The sequence below is a fragment of the Kitasatospora sp. NPDC024654 genome, assembly GCF_055559155.1.
The window spans coordinates 67,122-85,880 of the sequence record NZ_JBVHLF010000006.1 but is presented as its reverse complement, the minus strand read 5'-3'; the positions used below and the strand labels follow the sequence as shown (position 1 = coordinate 85,880).

12 protein-coding genes and 1 pseudogene are annotated in these 18,759 nt (G+C 72.2%); 7 read left to right on the top strand and 6 right to left on the bottom strand.

Going from position 1 to position 18,759, the window contains the following annotated elements; genetic code table 11:
- Positions 1-102 precede the first annotated feature (102 nt).
- From ACZ38L_RS05725 to ACZ38L_RS05710, 4 genes and pseudogenes are all read right to left on the bottom strand, one after another.
- Entirely contained in the window at positions 103-588 is a 486-nt protein-coding gene (locus ACZ38L_RS05725) for a GtrA family protein (RefSeq protein WP_465689554.1), read from the bottom strand.
- A 113-nt stretch (positions 589-701) separates the two neighbouring features.
- A pseudogene (locus tag ACZ38L_RS05720) lies at positions 702-2,182 on the bottom strand (hypothetical protein).
- Positions 2,183-2,484: 302 nt separating this feature from the next.
- Positions 2,485-4,944 carry an endopeptidase La gene (gene lon / locus ACZ38L_RS05715; RefSeq protein WP_465689552.1) on the bottom strand — a complete coding sequence of 820 codons (2,460 nt, stop codon included), beginning with the start codon at positions 4,942-4,944 and terminating at the stop codon, positions 2,485-2,487.
- 143 nt (positions 4,945-5,087) lie between these two features.
- Complete coding sequence (locus ACZ38L_RS05710) at positions 5,088-5,837, bottom strand: rhomboid-like protein (RefSeq protein WP_465689550.1); 750 nt, start codon at positions 5,835-5,837, stop codon at positions 5,088-5,090.
- Positions 5,838-6,391: 554 nt separating this feature from the next.
- Between ACZ38L_RS05710 and ACZ38L_RS05705 the strand changes: the two genes are divergently transcribed.
- The 6 genes from ACZ38L_RS05705 (at position 6,392) to ACZ38L_RS05680 (ending at position 14,820) form a co-directional block, all read left to right on the top strand.
- Positions 6,392-7,123, top strand: a complete 732-nt coding sequence (locus ACZ38L_RS05705; protein ID WP_465689548.1) for a response regulator transcription factor — start codon at positions 6,392-6,394, stop codon at positions 7,121-7,123.
- Between the two features lie 57 nt (positions 7,124-7,180).
- Entirely contained in the window at positions 7,181-8,338 is a 1,158-nt protein-coding gene (locus tag ACZ38L_RS05700; RefSeq protein WP_465689546.1) for a sensor histidine kinase, read from the top strand.
- Positions 8,339-8,668: 330 nt separating this feature from the next.
- Positions 8,669-12,427 carry a multifunctional oxoglutarate decarboxylase/oxoglutarate dehydrogenase thiamine pyrophosphate-binding subunit/dihydrolipoyllysine-residue succinyltransferase subunit gene (locus ACZ38L_RS05695; RefSeq protein WP_465689544.1) on the top strand — a complete coding sequence of 1,253 codons (3,759 nt, stop codon included), beginning with the start codon at positions 8,669-8,671 and terminating at the stop codon, positions 12,425-12,427.
- A 119-nt stretch (positions 12,428-12,546) separates the two neighbouring features.
- A complete protein-coding gene (locus tag ACZ38L_RS05690; protein WP_396558335.1) occupies positions 12,547-12,726 on the top strand; it encodes a DUF6104 family protein in 180 nt (59 codons plus the stop codon).
- A 187-nt stretch (positions 12,727-12,913) separates the two neighbouring features.
- The gene (locus ACZ38L_RS05685; protein ID WP_465689542.1) at positions 12,914-13,816 is read left to right on the top strand and encodes a DUF4097 family beta strand repeat-containing protein; all 903 of its coding nucleotides are present in this window, start codon (positions 12,914-12,916) and stop codon (positions 13,814-13,816) included.
- Complete coding sequence (locus tag ACZ38L_RS05680; RefSeq protein WP_465689540.1) at positions 13,813-14,820, top strand: PadR family transcriptional regulator; 1,008 nt, start codon at positions 13,813-13,815, stop codon at positions 14,818-14,820. Before ACZ38L_RS05685 ends, ACZ38L_RS05680 begins: the two co-directional genes overlap by 4 nt.
- Before the next feature lie 43 nt (positions 14,821-14,863).
- On the opposite strand, the gene ACZ38L_RS05675 is transcribed toward ACZ38L_RS05680, so the two are convergent.
- A complete protein-coding gene (locus ACZ38L_RS05675) occupies positions 14,864-15,826 on the bottom strand; it encodes a zinc-binding dehydrogenase (protein ID WP_396557654.1) in 963 nt (320 codons plus the stop codon).
- A gap of 87 nt (positions 15,827-15,913) precedes the next feature.
- Positions 15,914-17,110, bottom strand: coding sequence for an NAD(P)-dependent malic enzyme (locus ACZ38L_RS05670; protein WP_465689538.1), 1,197 nt, complete (start codon positions 17,108-17,110; stop codon positions 15,914-15,916).
- Between the two features lie 724 nt (positions 17,111-17,834).
- On the opposite strand from ACZ38L_RS05670, the gene ACZ38L_RS05665 reads away from it, so the two are divergent.
- A complete protein-coding gene (locus ACZ38L_RS05665) occupies positions 17,835-18,746 on the top strand; it encodes a transporter substrate-binding domain-containing protein (protein ID WP_465689536.1) in 912 nt (303 codons plus the stop codon).
- Positions 18,747-18,759 lie beyond the last annotated feature (13 nt).

The following is an 18,759-nucleotide window of genomic DNA, read 5'->3' as shown; positions in this document are numbered from 1 at the left end:
GTGGTGCGGGGGTGGGCCCCCCCCCCCCCCCCCACCTCTCCCCCCCCCCCCCCCCCCCCCCCCCCCCCCCCCCCCCCCCCCGCGTCCGCCTGATGTTCTCGGTTATCGCACCTCGGCGGCGGGCTGGGCGGCCGACTCGGCCTGCCCGGCGCCGCTCGCCTGCGTGGTGAAGACGAACTTCTTCATCGCCCAGTAGCGGAACGCCATCGCCACCAGGGTGCCCAGGATCATGCCGGCAAGGAAGTCGGAGACCTCCTGGGTGAACCCGCTGACGTACGGCGTGCGCAGGTCGAGCAGGTAGCGGCTGACCGTCATCGGGAGGTCGTTGACGCCGATGGCGATCCCGCTGACCACCGCGAACGGGATGAGCTCCTTGTGGGTGCCCTCCGAGCGGAAGGACCACTGCCGGTTGAGGAAGTAGGAGGCCACCGTGGAGACCACGTTGGCGACGGTCAGCGCGACCAGCGGCTTGGAGTGGCAGACCGTGAGCCGGAGACCGTAGTTGATCACCATGGTCAGCAGGAAGCATGAGCCACCCACGACCAGGAACTTCACCAGCTCGCGATGTTGTACGAGGATGGGACGCACTGGCTCTGGCACCCTGGCCAGTGCTTTCTGTGTAGGTGACGGCATTGGCGCAGTGTCGCACGCCCGGATGAGGACGCCATAAGCGACTCCCCGCTGCGCCGGTCGGGCGCTTTTCAGCCCGCGGCGGCGATCCGCACCACCCCGGTGGCCGTCCCCTGGTAAACCACACCACCCGGCGCGACGGTGGTGGCCATCTGCAGCGGATCGAAGAGGAAACCCGCGCCGAGGAGCCGCGTGCGCACCACCTTCCGGGTCTCCGGGTCGATCTCGGCGTAGTAGTAGGGGTCGAGCACCGTGGTCAGGTCGGTGCCCGGGACCAGCGGCTCGCGGAGCACGGTGCTGATCAGGTGGTCGCCGAGGGACAGCCGCGGAACGGCGGCGGAGCGCACCGCGGCGGTGTCCCACACCAGGTCGCAGCCGGAGCCGTCGGGCCGGACGTCGCCCCGGGACATCCCGCCGCTGAACGGTGCCGAAGCCGGCACGCTGGGGCCGGCGCCGGCCGGCAGCGTCGGGTACGGGTAGCCGTAGGTGCTCGACACGAAGACCGGGTTCCCGGCGCCGATCGGCGCGTTCTCTCCCCCCAGTCTCCGGCTGGGAGGTGCCCCCATCACTGCCACCGGCCAGCAGCACCGGGACCGAGCAGACCGGGGAGCCGTCGGCGGTGCGGTAGACCAGCAGGTGCTCGGTCGGCGCCGCGTTGTCCACGATCGCGCTGTACTCGGTGCCGGTGGTCGGGCCGATGAAGACCGGGGTCGAGCCGGTCCCCCAGCTCAGCTGGCCCGGCTTGCGGCCCGGGCCGCGGTCGTACGCCTGCCGCCAGACGATCCTCGGGGTGCCGTCCGGACCGGCGGTGAGCAGGTAGGTGACCGCCGTGGTGGCGACCAGGGTCCCGGCGGGCGCGGTGGAGATGCTGTTCGCGACCTCCTCGCCGGCCGGCAACGGCAGCGCGCGCCCCACGCCGGTGCGGTCGTCGGCGGTGCCGGCCACCCCGCCGGCGGTGGCGAACCAGACCCGGCCCTGCCAGTCGGGGGAGAGACCGACCACCGAGTCGCCGGCCGGCACCGCGCCGGCCAGCGAGAGTGAACCGTCCACCGTGAGAAGCCGGTTGCCGGCGGCGTCGCGATGGTGGCCGATCCGCAGCAGGTCGCGGTTGCCGTCCACCACGGTCAACCGGTCCTGGTTGTCCAGGTAGGCGTACACCCCGCCGAGCAACGATCCCTTGGCGATGGCCAGTTGGGCGATCGGGTCGCCCGTGGTCGGGTCCAGCAGGTGCACGGTCGGGGTGAGCCCGAAGATCGCGGTGCAGAGCGCCACCGGCTAGCTAGCCGTCCGAGCCGACCAGCACGGTCGGGCAGACCGAGGCGGGCGCGGCCCGGTGCGAGGTCAGCGGGCCGGCACCCGGTCCGGACCGCCAGGTGGCGCCCGAGGAGCCGGTGTCACCGTGCATGGTGGCGGTCCCGTCCGGACCGGCGCACGGGTTGTGCGGCGGCAGTGGGCCGCCCGCCGGAGCCGCCGAGGCGGTCGGCGCACAGGTCAGCGCGAGCAGAACTGCCGCGGAGAACACGACGACACGAGAGGGCAGCGCGAGGCGCACGGAGGGTCCCGTCAGGTGAGAGGTGGGCACAACGACAGCGGCGACGTGCCCGCCCGGCCGCGCGGACGAGGGACGACCCGGCACGGCCGGGCGGGGCCACCGCGCTCAGAACGCGCGGTGACAGCTCGCGGAACACGCGTAGGCCAGGTCGACACGAAGCCGACGGCTCAACCACGTGCCCGAAGTCATGCCCCCATGCTGACTGTTGACGCCGGGTCCCACGACACCCGTCTCACGCTCCGGTCACGGCGGAGCGCCCGAGGGGTTCGGCTCGTTGCCTCGGGCGCTCCGGCGGCGGTCCGCTACGCGGCCGTGGCCACCAGGACCTCGGCCGGCTCCAGGGCCAGCCGCAGCACCTCGCGGACGTCGGCGACCGGGTGGACGGTCAGGCGGTCCAGGACCTCGGCGGGGACGTCGTCCAGGTCGGGCTCGTTGCGCTTGGGGATGATCACCGTGGTGACCCCGGCGCGGTCGGCGGCGAGCAGCTTCTGCTTCACCCCGCCGATCGGCAGCACCCGGCCGGTCAGCGAGACCTCGCCGGTCATCGCCACGTCCGGGCGCACCCGGCGGCCGGAGAGCAGCGAGGCCAGCGCGGTGGTCATGGTGATCCCCGCGCTCGGGCCGTCCTTGGGGACGGCGCCGGCCGGCACGTGCAGGTGGATGCCGCGCTCCCGCAGCCCGGTCACCGGCAGCTCCAGCTCGGCGCCGCGCGAGCGCAGGTAGGAGAGCGCGATGTGCGCGGACTCCTTCATCACGTCGCCCAGCTGGCCGGTCAGGGTCAGCCCGCTGCTGCCGGTCTCGGCGTCGGCCAGCGAGGCCTCGACGTAGAGCACGTCGCCGCCGGCGCCGGTGACCGCCAGCCCGGTGGCCACCCCGGGGACGGCGGTGCGCCGCTCGGTCGGCGCCTGCGCGGCCTCCGGCACGTGGTGCGGCCTGCCGATCAGCCCGCGCAGCTCCTCGGCGCCGATCGCCACCGGCAGCTCCCGCTCGCCCAGCTCGCTCTGCGCGGCGACCTTGCGCAGGATCCGGGCGACCGCCCGTTCCAGGTTCCGGACGCCGGCCTCCCGGGTGTACTCGCCGGCCAGCCTGCGCAGCGCGTCCTCCCCGACCGTGACGTCCTCGACGCTCAGGCCGGCCCGCTCCAGCTGGCGCGGTAGCAGGTGGTCACGGGCGATCACGACCTTCTCGTCCTCGGTGTAGCCGTCCAGCCGGACCAGCTCCATCCGGTCCAGCAGCGGCTCCGGGATCGCCTCCATCACGTTGGCGGTGGCCAGGAAGACCACGTCCGAGAGGTCCAGCTCGACCTCCAGGTAGTGGTCCCGGAAGGTGTGGTTCTGCGCCGGGTCCAGCACCTCGAGCAGGGCCGCCGCCGGGTCGCCGCGGTAGTCCGAGCCGACCTTGTCGATCTCGTCGAGCAGCACCACCGGGTTCATCGACCCGGCCTCCTTGATCGCCCGGACGATCCGGCCGGGCAGCGCGCCCACGTAGGTACGCCGGTGGCCGCGGATCTCCGCCTCGTCCCGGACCCCGCCGAGCGCCACCCGGACGAAGTCGCGGCCCATCGCCCGGGCCACCGACTCGCCGAGCGAGGTCTTGCCCACGCCGGGCGGGCCGACCAGCGCCAGCACCGCGCCGCCCGCCCGGCGCCCACCGCCCTGGACCGAGGCACCGCGCGCGGCCGCTCCGGTTCCACGGTCGCCGGCCGCGCCGAGCCCCTGGTCGGCCCGTCGCTTGCGGACCGCCAGGTACTCCACGATCCGGTCCTTCACGTCGGCCAGGCCGAAGTGGTCGGCGTCCAGCACCGCGCGGGCACCGGCGATGTCGTAGGTGTCCTCGCTGCGCCTGTTCCAGGGCAGCTCCAGCACGGTGTCCAGCCAGGTGCGGATCCAGCTGCCCTCCGGCGACTGGTCGGAGGAGCGCTCCAGCTTCTCGACCTCCTTGAGCGCGGCCTCGCGGACCTTCTCCGGCAGGTCGGCGGCCTCCACCCGGGCCCGGTAGTCGCCCTCCTCGTCGGCCGGCTCGCCGTTCAGCTCGGCCAGCTCCTTGCGGACCGCCTCCAGCTGGCGGCGCAGCAGGAACTCCTTCTGCTGCTTGGCCACGCCCTCCTCGACGTCCTTGCGGATGGTGTCGTTGACCTCCTCCTCGGCGAGGTGGTCGCGCAGCAGCTGCAGGGCGAACTCCAGCCGGGCGGTCTGGTCGGCCTCCAACAGCACCTTGAGCTTCTGCTCGGCGGTGGCGAACGGCGCGTAGCCGATGTTGTCGGCCAGCTCGCCGACCCCCTCGATCTGTGCCACCCGGTCGACCACCTGCCAGGCGCCGCGCTTGCGCAGCCACTGCGCGGAGAGCGCCTTGTACTCCTTGACCAGCTCGGCCGTCCGGCCCGGCAGCGGCTGCGACCCGGCGGACTCGCGGAACGGGACGGTCTCCACCCAGAGCGCGGCGCCCGGGCCGGTCGTCCCGGAGCCGATCCGCACCCGGTGCACCGCGCGCACCAGTGCGGCCGGATCACCGTCGGCCAGCCGGCCAACCTGCTCGACGGTGGCCAGCGTGCCGACCGCGCCGTACGAGCCGTCCAGCCGGGGAACCAGCAGCACCTGCGGCTTCCCCCCGTTCGCCGACATCCGCGCGGCGGCCCGGGCGGCCTCGACGGCGGCACGCACCTCGGTGTCGGACAGGTCCAGCGGCACCACCATGCCCGGCAGGACCACCTCGTCGTCGAGCGGCAGCACGGGCAGGGTGAGCGAAGCGGACGTCGATGCCATGATCTCTCCCCAGTCGGCGAACTTGAGTCGATCTGACTAAGGCCGGGGTACCCGAGGATGTTCCCCGACGCTTGTTCGCCCTGAGCGATCAGCTCGGGACACCCCGGAAGCGGGGAGAGGCAGGGGGAAGAAAAGAGAGCGGGCTACACCCGGTCGAGGGCGGGCCGGGGCAGCGGACCGCGCAGCGGCCGACGACCGCGAGGGCGCCGCGGCCGGCGGATCGGCCCCCAGAGCGCGATGCCCACCAGCAGCGCGGTGGGGTGCCCGATCGCGGTGACCAGATCCTGGTCGCTCAGGATCTGGTGCGCGACCAGCAGGGAGGCCCCGACCAGCGCGGCGATCCGTCCCCGGACCGGCAGCAGCCCGCTGAACGCGCCCAGGCAGCACAGCACCCCGTAGCTGACCCCGATGTCCAGCTCGTCCAGGGCGCTCGCGCCGAGGTGTCCGGTGGCCACCGCCACCGCCACCACGGCCTGCGAGAGCAGCGTGCCGACGACGTGCCCGGCGGCGAAGACTCCGATGGTCCGCAGCGAGCCGATCCGGCGCTCCAGCGGCGCCACGGTGAAGGCGAAGGCCCAGAGGTAGGGCATCCAGACCGGCCCGGCCACCCAGAGCCCGCTCATCAGCAGCGAGCGCAGCGGCGTGTGCAGCAGGTGGTGCCCGTCGGTGCTGGACATGGTCTGCAGCTGGTGCACCAGGACGGGGTCGCCGAAGTGCGCGAAGAGCGTGGTGCCGGCCAGCACGACCAGGTAGAGCAGCGCGAAGGGATTCCGCCGGGGCGTCGGCACCCGCGCCAGCACCCAGAACAGCGGGCCGCTGCGCAGGCCGAGCCGCAGCGCCGCGTAGGGAGCCGCCGTCGGGCGGTCTCCGGCCTCGTCCGCCGCCTGTGCCATCGCACCTCCGTTCCGTCCGACCGCTCGCGCTCCCACCAGCCACGCGGGGCGCGCCGTTGGACGACAACCGATCCCACCCACCGTACGGCGCGCATCTGAAAACCAGCTGAGGATCCGGCCTGCCCTGCTCCGAGCGGGAGTTCGGGATCTGGTCCGTACCAACCCCCGGCGCCGGGAGCTCGCTGGGAGTCCGCTGGGAGCCCGCCGGGAAAGCACGCCACATCGTGGAGTCTGCCATCCCCGAAGCAGATACACACCGTTACGGCAGATCGACATCGCCGGGTAAGGTAGCGGCCCGTGCCCGTCCCCGGGGTGCGGCCCTGGGCCTGTGCGCCCGCAAATCCACGGTCCGCCTACCGGGGTGCACCTGCTGTCCGTACGCTGCGAAGTGAGCGCGCGGGACCGGCGGTTGGGAAGCCACCGGTCCGGCCGAGCCGCACGGCAGCAGGAGCGGCCAGGTCCGGGCACGGAAAACGACGGAACAAGACTACGAGCGGCGTCCCGCCACCCTCACAGGTGGCCGGCCCGCAGGCCCTGGGGGCGGTGGCGTGACCGTGACAGAAATTCAACAGGACACCAGTGGTGCTGGTGTGATCGCCCAACGACGCGTGCTCGTCGTCGAGGACGAGCCCACCATCGCCGAGTCCATCGCCGCCCGTCTGGGTGCCGAGGGCTTCAAGGTGGCCGTGGCGCACGACGGCCCCGGTGCGGTGGACGGCTTCCACACCTGGCAGCCCGACCTCGTGGTGCTCGACATCATGCTGCCCGGCTTCGACGGGCTGGAGGTCTGCCGCCGGATCCAGGCCCAGCGCCCGGTCCCGGTGCTGATGCTGACCGCCCGCGACGACGAGACGGACCTGCTGGTCGGCCTCGGCGTGGGCGCCGACGACTACATGACCAAGCCGTTCTCGATGCGCGAGCTGGCGGCCCGGGTGAACGTGCTGCTGCGCCGGGTCGAGCGCGCCCAGCAGGCCGCCCGGACCCCCGCTCTCGGCTCGCTGCGCTTCGGCGAGCTGGAGATCGACCACGTCCAGCGCCGGGTCCGACTGGCCTCCGGGGACGTCCACCTGACACCCACCGAGTTCGACCTGCTCGCCTGCCTGGCCGCCCAGCCGCGCGCCGTGCTCACCCGCGAGCAGCTGCTCTCCGAGGTCTGGGACTGGACCGACGCCTCCGGCACCCGGACCGTCGACAGCCACGTCAAGGCGCTGCGCCGGAAGATCGGCGCGACCTGGATCCGCACCGTGCACGGGGTCGGCTACGCACTGGAGGCCCCGGTGTCCTGAGCGACACGCAACCGGCGGGGGCCACGGGGGCAGAGACGTACGGGGACCACAGCACCGATGAACACCGCAGCACAGGCGCACACCGAACCCGGCGCGGCGCCACGCCGCGCGCTGCTCACCCGTGCCGCCGAACGGGCCTGGCGGGAGATCCGGCCCTTCGACCCGGTGCGTTCGATCAAGGGCAAGCTGGCCATGCTGGTCGTGGTCTCGGTCGTGCTCGCCTCCGGGATGATGGTGATCGCGGTCCGCTCGGAGACCCAGATCCGCGTGATCATGACCTTCTCCATGATCGCCTCCCTGCTCTTCATGCAGCTCCTGGCGCACACCCTCACCGCGCCGCTGCGCGAGATGACGGCCGCCTCCCGGGCGATGGCCGCCGGTGACTACAGCCGGCGGGTCCGCACCTCCTCGCGCGACGAGATCGGCGAGCTGGCCGCGGCCTTCAACAAGATGGCCGCCGACCTGGAGGCCGCCGACCGGCACCGCCGGGAGCTGGTGGCCAACGTCTCGCACGAGCTGCGCACCCCGATCGCCGCGCTGCAGGCGGTGCTGGAGAACGTGGTCGACGGCGTGGTGCAGCCGGACCACGCCAACCTGGGCGCGGCGCTGGAACAGACCGAGCGGCTCGGCCGGCTGGTCGCCCACCTGCTGGACCTCTCCAAGCTGGACGACGGGGTGGTGCCGCTGGACGTCCGCGAGTTCGAGGTCCGGCCGTTCCTGGCCGGCGTGCTGCGCGGTCTGACGGTGGACGGCGCCACGGCCGGCGGCGCCTGGAGCCGCCGGGGCGACCTGCGCCTGGAGCTGGACGTCGAGCCGGCCGGCCTGACCGGGCTGGCCGACCCCGAGCGGCTGCACCAGGTGGTGGCGAACCTGGTGGACAACGCCTGCAAACACTCCCCGTCCGGCGGCGTGGTGACGGTACGGGCCCGGGCGGCCGGCCGGGAGCCGCAGGAGCTGGTGCTGGAGGTCGAGGACCAGGGTCCGGGCATCCCGGTGCAGGACCGCACCCGGGTCTTCGACCGGTTCAGCCGGGCCGGCGCGCCGACCGCCCAGGGTCCGGGCAGCGACGGCGGCACCGGACTGGGCCTGGCCATCGCCCGCTGGGCGGTCGATCTGCACGGCGGACGGATCCAGGTGGCGGACGGCTCGCAGGGCTGCCTGATCAGGGTCGCGCTCCCCGGCGCCACGCCGCTGATCCCACGCCCCCGACTGTGATCCACCGCACCCACCTGCGGAGATCTGTCCAGCCGGGCCAGCTTTGTCACCGAACTGGGACATTCCGGCAATCGACAGGCCGAGATGGCCAAACCTGGTCAATCCGGCAGGGGTTTGTCCGGTTTAGGGTGGTTTTGAGGCCCGAGCAAGGCCGCCCATTTCCCCCCACAGACCGTCTTGTAACGCAAACTTTCGGCCAATGTGGCCTAGCACACTGTGATCTGGGCGACGCAGGGCCTTCGGGGACTGCGCGATCATCGGTCAGGGGCGTAGCCTTAATCCCCGCTGTCCACACATCCCAAAAGGAAGCGGAAGAGGGCGGTTGCCGCCGTGTCGCCACACCCTGAAACCCCCAGCAGCTCGGCAAGTCCCACTGGCTTCGGCCCCAACGAGTGGCTCGTCGACGAGATCTACCAGCAGTACCTCCAGGATCCCAACTCGGTCGACCGAGCCTGGTGGGACTTTTTCGCCGACTACAAGCCCGGTACCGAGGTGACCCCAGTGACCCAGGCCGCGACCCCGGTCGGCCCCACGCCGACCACCGTTGCCGCCCCTGCCCCTGCTGCCGCTCCGGTGGCGCCTGCCCCCGCCGCCGCCCCGGTGGCCGCCGCGCCCAGCGCGCCGGCGCCCGCCGCCGCGCCGCTGGCGGCCGCCCCCGCCGCGCCGCCGGCTCCGAAGGCCGTCGTCGAGGCCGCTGCGGCCGCCGAGGCCGCTGCCGCGCCCGCCGGCCCCGAGCTGGTCGTGCTGCGCGGCCCGGCGAAGGCCGTGGCGACCAACATGGACGCCTCGTTGGAGGTGCCGACCGCGACCTCGGTGCGCGCCGTTCCGGCCAAGTTGCTGATCGACAACCGCATCGTCATCAACAACCACCTGCAGCGCGCCCGCGGCGGCAAGGTCTCCTTCACCCACCTGATCGGCTACGCGCTGGTGCAGGCCCTGAAGGCGTACCCGGGCATGAACCACAGCTACCAGGTCAAGGACGGCAAGTCCTACCTGGTGAAGCCGGAGCACATCAACCTCGGTCTGGCCATCGACCTGGTCAAGCCGAACGGCGAGCGCCAGCTGGTCGTCGCGGCCATCAAGAAGGCCGAGACGATGGACTTCTTCGGCTTCTGGCAGGCCTACGAGGACATCGTCCGCCGGGCCCGCGCCAACAAGCTGACCATGGACGACTTCACTGGTGTCACGGTCTCGCTGACCAACCCGGGCGGCATCGGCACCGTGCACTCGGTGCCCCGCCTGATGCAGGGTCAGGGCACCATCGTCGGCGTCGGCGCGATGGAGTACCCGGCCGAGTTCCAGGGATCCTCCCCGGAGACGCTGGCCCGGCTCGGCGTCTCCAAGATCATGACGCTGACCTCGACCTACGACCACCGGGTCATCCAGGGCGCCGGCTCCGGCGAGTTCCTGCGCGCGATCCACCAGCTGCTACTGGGCGAGCACGGCTTCTACGACGAGGTCTTCGAGTCGCTGCGGATCCCGTACGAGCCGGTCCGCTGGGCCACCGACGTGGCCGCCACCCACGACGACGAGGTCAACAAGACCGCGCGTGTCATGGAGCTGATCCACTCCTACCGGGTCCGCGGTCACCTGATGGCCGACACCGACCCGCTGGAGTACAAGCAGCGCAAGCACCCCGACCTGGACGTCGTGGAGCACGGCCTCACCCTCTGGGACCTGGAGCGGGAGTTCGCCGTCGGCGGCTTCGGCGGCCAGAAGATGATGAAGCTGCGCGACATCCTCGGCCTGCTCCGCGGCAGCTACTGCCGCACGGTCGGCATCGAGTACATGCACATCCAGGACCCGAAGCAGCGCAAGTGGCTGCAGGAGCGCCTGGAGAAGCCGTACACCAAGCCGGAGCGCGAGGAGCAGCTGCGCATCCTGCGCCGGCTGAACTCGGCCGAGGCCTTCGAGACCTTCCTGCAGACCAAGTACGTCGGGCAGAAGCGCTTCTCGCTGGAGGGCGGCGAGTCGCTGATCCCGCTGCTGGACGCGACCATCGACGCCGCCGCCGAGCACCGCCTCGACGAGGCCGTCATCGGCATGGCCCACCGCGGCCGCCTCAACGTGCTGGCCAACATCGTCGGCAAGCCGTACGGCAAGATCTTCGGCGAGTTCGAGGGCAACCTGGACCCGAAGTCGATGCACGGCTCCGGCGACGTCAAGTACCACCTGGGCTCCGAGGGCACCTTCACCGGCCTGGACGGCGAGACCATCAAGGTGTCGCTGGCCGCCAACCCGTCCCACCTGGAGACGGTCGACCCGGTCGTCGAGGGCATCGCCCGCGCCAAGCAGGACATCCTGGACCAGGGCGGCACGTCCTTCCCGGTGCTGCCGATCCAGATCCACGGCGACGCGGCCTTCGCCGGCCAGGGCGTGGTCGCGGAGACCCTGAACATGTCGCAGCTGCGCGGCTACCGCACCGGCGGCACCGTGCACATCGTGGTGAACAACCAGGTCGGCTTCACCGCCGCCCCGGCCAGCAGCCGCTCCTCGATGTACTGCACCGACGTGGCCCGGATGATCGAGGCCCCGATCTTCCACGTGAACGGTGACGACCCGGAGGCCGTGGTCCGCGTCGCGCGGCTCGCCTTCGAGTTCCGCCAGACGTTCCACAAGGACGTCGTGATCGACCTCATCTGCTACCGCCGCCGCGGTCACAACGAGGCCGACAACCCGTCGTTCACCCAGCCGCTGATGTACGACCTGATCGACAAGAAGCGCTCGGTGCGCAAGCTCTACACCGAGGGCCTGATCGGTCGCGGCGACATCACCATGGAAGAGGCGGAGCAGGCGCTCCAGGACTTCCAGGGCCAGCTGGAGAAGGTCTTCGCCGAGGTCCGCGACGCGGCCTCGACGCAGGCCGCCGCCCCGGACGCGGTCTCGGCCGCCGACTTCCCGGTCAACGTCCAGACCGGCATCTCCCAGGAGATGGTGAAGCGGATCGCCGCCTCGCAGGTCAACCTGCCGGAGTGGCTGACCGTGCACCCGCGTCTGCTGCCGCAGCTGCAGCGCCGCGCCGCCTCGATCGAGGACGGCACCATCGACTGGGCCACCGGCGAGACGCTCGCCATCGGCTCGCTGCTGATGGAGGGCCACCCGGTCCGGCTGGCCGGCCAGGACAGCCGCCGCGGCACCTTCGGCCAGCGCCACGCGGTGCTCATCGACCGGCAGACCGGCGAGGACTACACCCCGCTGCTCTACCTGACCGAGGACCAGGCCCGCTACACCGTCTACGACAGCCTGCTGTCGGAGTACGCGGCGATGGGCTTCGAGTACGGCTACTCGCTGACCCGCCCGAACGCGCTGGTCATGTGGGAGGCGCAGTTCGGCGACTTCGTCAACGGCGCGCAGACCGTGGTCGACGAGTACATCGCCTCGGCCGAGCAGAAGTGGGGCCAGCACTCCGGCGTCACCCTGCTGCTGCCGCACGGCTACGAGGGCCAGGGACCGGACCACTCGTCCGCCCGCCCTGAGCGCTTCCTCCAGCTGTGCGCGCAGAACAACATGACGGTCGCCATGCCGACCCTGCCGTCGAACTACTTCCACCTGCTGCGCTGGCAGGTGCACAACCCGCACCACAAGCCGCTGGTCGTCTTCACCCCGAAGTCGATGCTGCGTCTGAAGGCCGCGGCCAGCTCGGCGGAGGAGTTCACCTCCGGCTCGTTCCGCCCGGTGATCGGCGACGCCTCGGTCGACCCGGCCCAGGTCCGCAAGGTGGTCATCACCGCCGGCAAGTTCTACTACGACCTGGCGGCGGCCCGTACCGAGCGCGGCGTCACCGACACCGCGATCGTCCGGGTCGAGCGGCTCTACCCGCTGCCGGTGGCCGAGCTGCGGGAGGAGCTGGGCCGCTACGGCGACGACGTCCAGTTCGTCTGGGCCCAGGAGGAGCCGGCCAACCAGGGTGCCTGGCCGTTCATCGCGATGAACCTGGTCGACCACCTGGACGTGGTGATCGGCCGCAAGGCCGACGGCAGCCGGCTGCGCCGGGTGGCCCGGCCGTCGTCCTCGGCGCCCGCGGTCGGCTCGGCCAAGCGGCACGCCGCCGAGCAGCAGCAGCTGATCGAGGACGTCTTCTCGCTCTGACCGCTCTGCCGCCAGTGCGCGTGACGGGCCCGGCCTCCAGCCACACGGAGGCCGGGCCCGTCGGCGTCCGGGCCCGCACTATCCTGACCCCGAAGATCCCCACCCGACCGGAGCACACCGTGTACTTCACCGACCGCGGTATCGAGGAGCTCGAGAGCCGGCGGGGCGACGAGGAAGTCACCTTCGAGTGGCTGGCCGAGCGCCTGCGCGAGTTCGTCGACCTCAACCCCGACTTCGAGATCCCCGTCGAGCGACTGGCCACCTGGCTGGCCCGGCTGGACGACGAGGACGACGCGTAGGGCCGCGCGAAGGGGCCCCGGGTGGCATCAGCCGCCCGGGGCCCCTTCGTATCTCGGCGCACGGAAGCGCTTGACTTCCGCGCTACGCGATATATCGTGTTATTCGGAAGACGCGATACATCGCGACTCGCCGGATCGTCGCCCCTCCAGGGTACGACGGCGGCGGCCGAACGGGAGGATGAACACCATGAGCCAGTGGACAGTCGAGGAACCGCAGCGGATCGCCATCGAGGAGCCGGTCCGGGGTCTGCAGGTGCGCATCATCGGAGGCGCCGTCAACGTCGTCGCCGCCGAGGGCCCGGCCCGGCTGGAGGTGACCGAGCTGGAGGGCGAGCCGCTCCAGGTCTCCCTGGTCGACGGCGTGCTGACGGTCAGCTACCCCAACCTCGACTGGGCCGAGTTCGGCGAGAAGGTCAAGTCGGTCGACGCGATGAAGGGCTTCATCGGCTCGCTGCGCCGCAAGCGCCGCGCGGTGGTCTCGCTGACCGTGCCGGCCGCCACCGAGGTCAAGCTCGGCACGATCACCGCCGCCGCCACCGTCTCCGGGGTGACCGGCGGCACCACCATCTGGGGCGTGGCCGGCGAGGCCACCCTGGTGGAACTGGCCGGCCGGACCGAGGCCAAGACGGTCTCCGGCGACGTGAACGCCCAGTCGGTCGCCGACGAGCTGCGGGTGAACTCCCTCTCCGGCGAGCTGACCGTCATCTCCGGCACCGCCGCCACCCTGCACGCCAACACCGTCAGCGGCGCCGTCACGCTCGACCTGGACGGCACCACCCCTGCCGACATCAAGGTCAACACGGTCAGCGGCGACGTCGCCGTCCGGCTGCCGCGGCCCGCCGACACCACCGTCGAGGCCGGCAGCACCAACGGCCAGTTCTCCAACGCCTTCGACGAGTTGACGCTCGGTGGCACCTGGGGTGCCAAGAAGCTCAGCGGCAAGCTGGGCGCGGGCACCGGCAGGCTCCAGGTCACCACGGTCTCCGGGGCGATCTCGCTGCTCAGCCGCCCCGAGCCGGAGGACGACCTGCCGAACCTGGTCAAGGAACTGCCCGCGGCCCCCACCGAGACCCCCGAGGACCAGGCATGAGCACCGTCTTCGCCCACGGCCGGCTCCGGCTCTACCTGTTGAAGCTGCTGGACGAGTCACCGCGACACGGCTACGAGGTGATCCGGCTGCTGGAGGAGCGGTTCCACGGCCTGTACGCGCCGTCCGCCGGCACGGTCTACCCGCGGCTCGCCAAGCTGGAGAAGGAGGGCCTGGTCGAGCACTCCACCGAGGGCGGCCGCAAGGTCTACCGGATCACCGAGGCCGGTCGCACCGAACTGACGGCCCGCCAGGACGACTTGGCGGAGCTGGAGGTGGAGATCCGGGACTCGGTGGCCCAGTTGGCCGGCGCGATCCGCGAGGACGTCCGGGACTCCGCCAAGGACCTCCGCGACGAGCTGCGCGACGCCGCCCGCAGCGCCCGCCGGCCCACCCCCGCGGCCGGCGAGGCCGCCGGCGGCGCCGGTCGGACCGGCGAGGCGGCCTGGCAGCGCACCCGCGAGGAGTACGCCGAGTTCAAGGCCCAGGCCAAGCGCGCCAAGGAGCAGGAACGGCAGGCCAAGGAGCAGGCCAAGCGGGCCAAGGAGGAGGCCCGCAAGGCCCGGGAGCAGTCGCAGGCGGTCCGCCAGGCGGCGCAGCAGGAGGCGCTGCGGATCAAGCGGCGGGTCGAGCAGCAGGTGCGCGAGCACGTCAGCAAGGGCGACTGGCCGAGCGGGCTGGCCGAGGGCTTCTCCGAGCTGACCCGGGGGCTGGCCGGCCTGGCCGATCCGTCCCGCTGGGACGCCTCGGGCGGCTCGGCGGCGCAGAGCGAGAAGATCACCGTCACCCGGGTCGACCTCGGCGAGGACGGCCTGACCGACCTGCCGGACTGGGCCCGCACCGACCCGGCCGGCGAGCCGGCCCGCGAGCTGGAGCGGCTGCTCGACCGGTTCCGTGACCAGGTCCGCGACGCGGCCCGGGACGGCGGAGTGGACCGCGAGCGGCTGGCCGAGGCGCGGACCGTGCTGGCCTCGGCCGGCGAGCGGCTGCGCCGCCTGCTGGGCTGAGCCGGACCTGGTGGGCGCTCCCGCGCGGAGCGCCCACCAGGGATCACGGCGTCAGCACGATCTTGCCGAAGACGTCGCCCTTGGCCAGGCGCTCGAAGCCGGCGCGTGCCTCGGCCAGCGGCAGCACCGAGTCGATCACCGGGCGCACGCCGGCGTGCGCACAGAGCGCGAGCAGCCCGGCCAGCTCCTCCTTGGTCCCCATGGTCGAGCCGACCACCTTGAGCTCCAGGAAGAAGATCCGGTTCAGCTCGGCCGCCTTCGGGTTCGGCCCGGAGGTGGCGCCGGAGATCACGATCGTGCCGCCCGGCCGCAGCGACTTCACCGAGTGCGACCAGGTCGCCGCGCCGACCGTCTCCATCACCGCGTCGACCCGCTCCGGCAGCCGGGCGCCGCTCTCGAAGGCCGCGTCCGCGCCGAGCCCGATCGCCCGGTCCCGCTTGGCCTCGTCCCGTCCGGTGACCCAGACCCGCAGGCCGGCCGCCTTGCCGAGGACGATCAGCGCGGTGGCCACCCCGCCGCCGGCGCCCTGCACCAGCACGGTGTCGCCGGGCCTGACCCCGGCGTTGGTGAAGAGCATCCGATAGGCCGTCAGCCAGGCGGTGGGCAGGCAGGCGGCCTGCTCGAAGGAGAGCTCGGCGGGCTTGGGCAGCAGGTTCCAGGTCGGCACCGCCACCCGCTGCGCGAAGGTCCCCTGGTAACGCTCGGTCAGCAGGGAGCGCTGCTCGGTCGGACCGACCCCGTGGCCGCTCTGGCCGATCACCGAGTGGATCACCACCTCGTTGCCCTGCTCGTCGACCCCGGCCGCGTCGCAGCCCAGGATCATCGGCAGCCGCTCGGCGGGCAGGCCCACCCCGCGCAGCGACCAGAGGTCGTGGTGGTTGAGCGTGGCGGCCCGGACGGTCACCACGCTCCAGCCCGGCCGGGCCTCCGGCTCGGGCAACTCGCCCAGTTCCAGGGCGCTGAGGGGGTCGTCGGCGTCAATGCGTGCGGCGTAGGCGGCGAACATGGACCGGACACTAGCGCCGATCGGTGCGGGCCCGGAACAGCGAGCAGGTGTGACCTCCACCGCGTGTCCCGGGCCCCTGGCGGACCGTCAGCGACGGGCGACGCCCTCCCGGCGAGCCGCCTCGGCGACCGCCTTGCTCACCGCCGGGGCGACCCGCGGGTCGAACGGCGAGGGGATCACCCGCTGCGCGCTGAGGTCGTCGGCGACCAGGCCGGCCAGCGCCTCGGCGGCGGCCAGCTTCATCCCCTCGGTGATCCGGGAGGCCCGGACCTGCAGCGCGCCGGCGAAGATACCGGGGAACGCCAGCACGTTGTTGATCTGGTTCGGGAAGTCCGACCGGCCGGTGGCCACCACGGCCGCGTACTTGTGCGCGACCTCCGGGTGGATCTCCGGATTGGGGTTGGCCATCGCGAAGATCAGGCAGTGCTCGGCCATGGTGGCCACGGTCTGCTCCGGCACGGTCCCGCCGGAGACGCCGATGAAGACGTCGGCGCCGGCCAGCGCCTCGGCCAGGGTGCCCTTGAGTCCGGTCCGGTTGGTCAGCGCGGCGATCTCGGCCTTGACCTCGGTCAGGTCCTCCCGGCCCTGGTGCACCACGCCGCGTCGGTCGCAGAGCGCGACGTCGCCGATCCCCGCCGCCACCAGCATCTTGGCGATGGCGATCCCGGCCGCGCCGGCCCCGGAGATCACCGCGCGCAGCTCGCCGATCTCCCGGCCGGTCACCTTGGCTCCGTTCCACAGCGCGGCGGTGGTGACGATCGCGGTGCCGTGCTGGTCGTCGTGGAAGACCGGGATGTCCAGGGCCTCCTGGAGCCGGCGCTCGATCTCGAAGCAGCGCGGCGCGGAGATGTCCTCCAGGTTGACGCCGCCGAAGGAGGGCGCCAGCCGGACCACGGTCTCGACGATCTCGTCAACGTCCGTGCAGTCCAGGGCGATCGGGACCGCGTCCACCCCGCCGAACTGCTTGAACAGGATCGCCTTGCCCTCCATCACGGGCAGCGAGGCCTGCGGACCGATGTCGCCCAGGCCCAGCACCGCGGTGCCGTCGGTGACCACCGCGACCGTGTTGGCCTTCCAGGTGTAGTCGTTGACCAGTTCGGGCTGCTCGGCGATGGCGGTGCAGACCCGGGCGACCCCCGGCGTGTACGCGAGGGACAGGTCGTCGGCGTCGCGCACGGGCACCGTTGCACGCACCTCCATCTTGCCGCCGCGGTGGAGTGCGAACACGGCGTCGACGGGGTCGTCGGTGTCCTGGGTATGGGGGTTGATGATCTCCGCTGCCACGATGACCTCTTCGTCATGATCAGCGAGGGCGCTCCGGCAGCCGCACGACCTGCCCGGAGATGCTGAAACCCGGGTCCGCTGGGCGGATCCGGAATCCGGTGGTCGGGCGCGGCAGTCGAACGGGCGCCCTCGGGTGAGGGTTTGGGTGTTCTGCGCTGTGCTCCCGGGCTGAGCCTAGGCCCGCGAAATGGCACCGCACCTGTGCCTTGGGTCCTCGTCACGCACTGTTCACCCCGGACGGCCAATCCCGTCAACGGCGTTTCGGTACGCACGCGCAGGGGTGAACAGCAGGCGGGAGAGGGAGCTGGTGCCCCGGATACGGAGTCGGCGTCGTCGACTTCCGGTCCTGTGCACCCCGGATCTGTCGCGAACCGGCGGCCTGCGTTCGGTGTCGGGGGTCACCCGATAGCAGATTCTGACACACCCGGCGCCCGCCCCGGCAGAGCGGGATGGCAGGATCCGAGTCCCCGCCCCCTACGGCAGGGCCTCACCGACCGCCGCGCACCCCCTTCCCCGCGCGGCCGTCCAGGGCAGACCCCGAGGTCAGCGCTGCACACCCCAGCAACAGCCGCCGGCGGACGACATCCCCTTTCCTCCTGGGTTCCTCCTGGACTCCCTCCTTCCCCCTCAGGAAGCAGCGTCGTCGTGCTCGACCGCACCCTCAGATCCGCACGCCCCCTGCTGGCCCTCGGCCTGGGCAGCCTGCAGCTCGCCGGCTGTGCCGGTGCCGGCCACCCAGGACGACTCCAAGGCCGCCCTGCGCGCCCGGCTCCCGGAGGCGGTCCGCAACGCGGGCGTGCTGAAGATCGGCTCCGATCTCAACCACGTCCCGGTCGACTTCAAGGGCCCCGACGGCACCGCGGTCGGCCTCGATCCCGACCTGGCCGCCGTGCTCGGCAACTACCTCGGCCTGAAGACCCAGTTCGTCGACATGCCGTTCGACAGCCTGGCCCCCGCCGTACAGAGCGGGAAGATCGACCTGGCCATGTCGGCGGTGATCGACACCCAGGAACGCCAGACCGGCGCCGACGACACCGGCAAGCAGGTCAACCCTGGCGTCGACCTCGTCGACTGCTTCGAGACCGGCACCACCCTGCTGGTCCGGGCCGGCAACCCGCTCGACATCACCACCCTGGACCAGCTCTGCGGGCACACCATCGCCCTGCAGCAGGGCACCGTCCAGGCCGGGATCGCCCAGCGGCAGACCACCGCCTGCGCGCGGTCCGACCAGTCGCTGAAGATCGACCTCTTCCCCACCGACCAGCAGGCGCTCGACGAGGTCGCCTCCGGCAAGGCGGTGGCCGACCTGAACGACTACCCGGTGGCCGCCTACAACACCGCGCCGGGGCCGCGGCGCCGGCCAGTTCCAGGTGGCCGGCACCCTGCTGCAACCCAGCCCGTACGGGATCACCGTCAGCAAGTCCGACAACCCGCTGCGCGACGTGCTGGCCGCCGCGCTCTCCCAGCTGATCCGGGGCGGCGGCTACGACCAGATCCTCACCGAGTGGGACGTGGACAGCGGCGCGGTCCCGGACGCCACGATCAACGGCGGCTTCTGACCCGGTGGTCCGCCGGTGGTCCGCCCCGCACGATCGGGCCGGACCACCGGCGCTGGGTGTTTCCCCGGTCCAGGTAATAGGCTGAAGGCA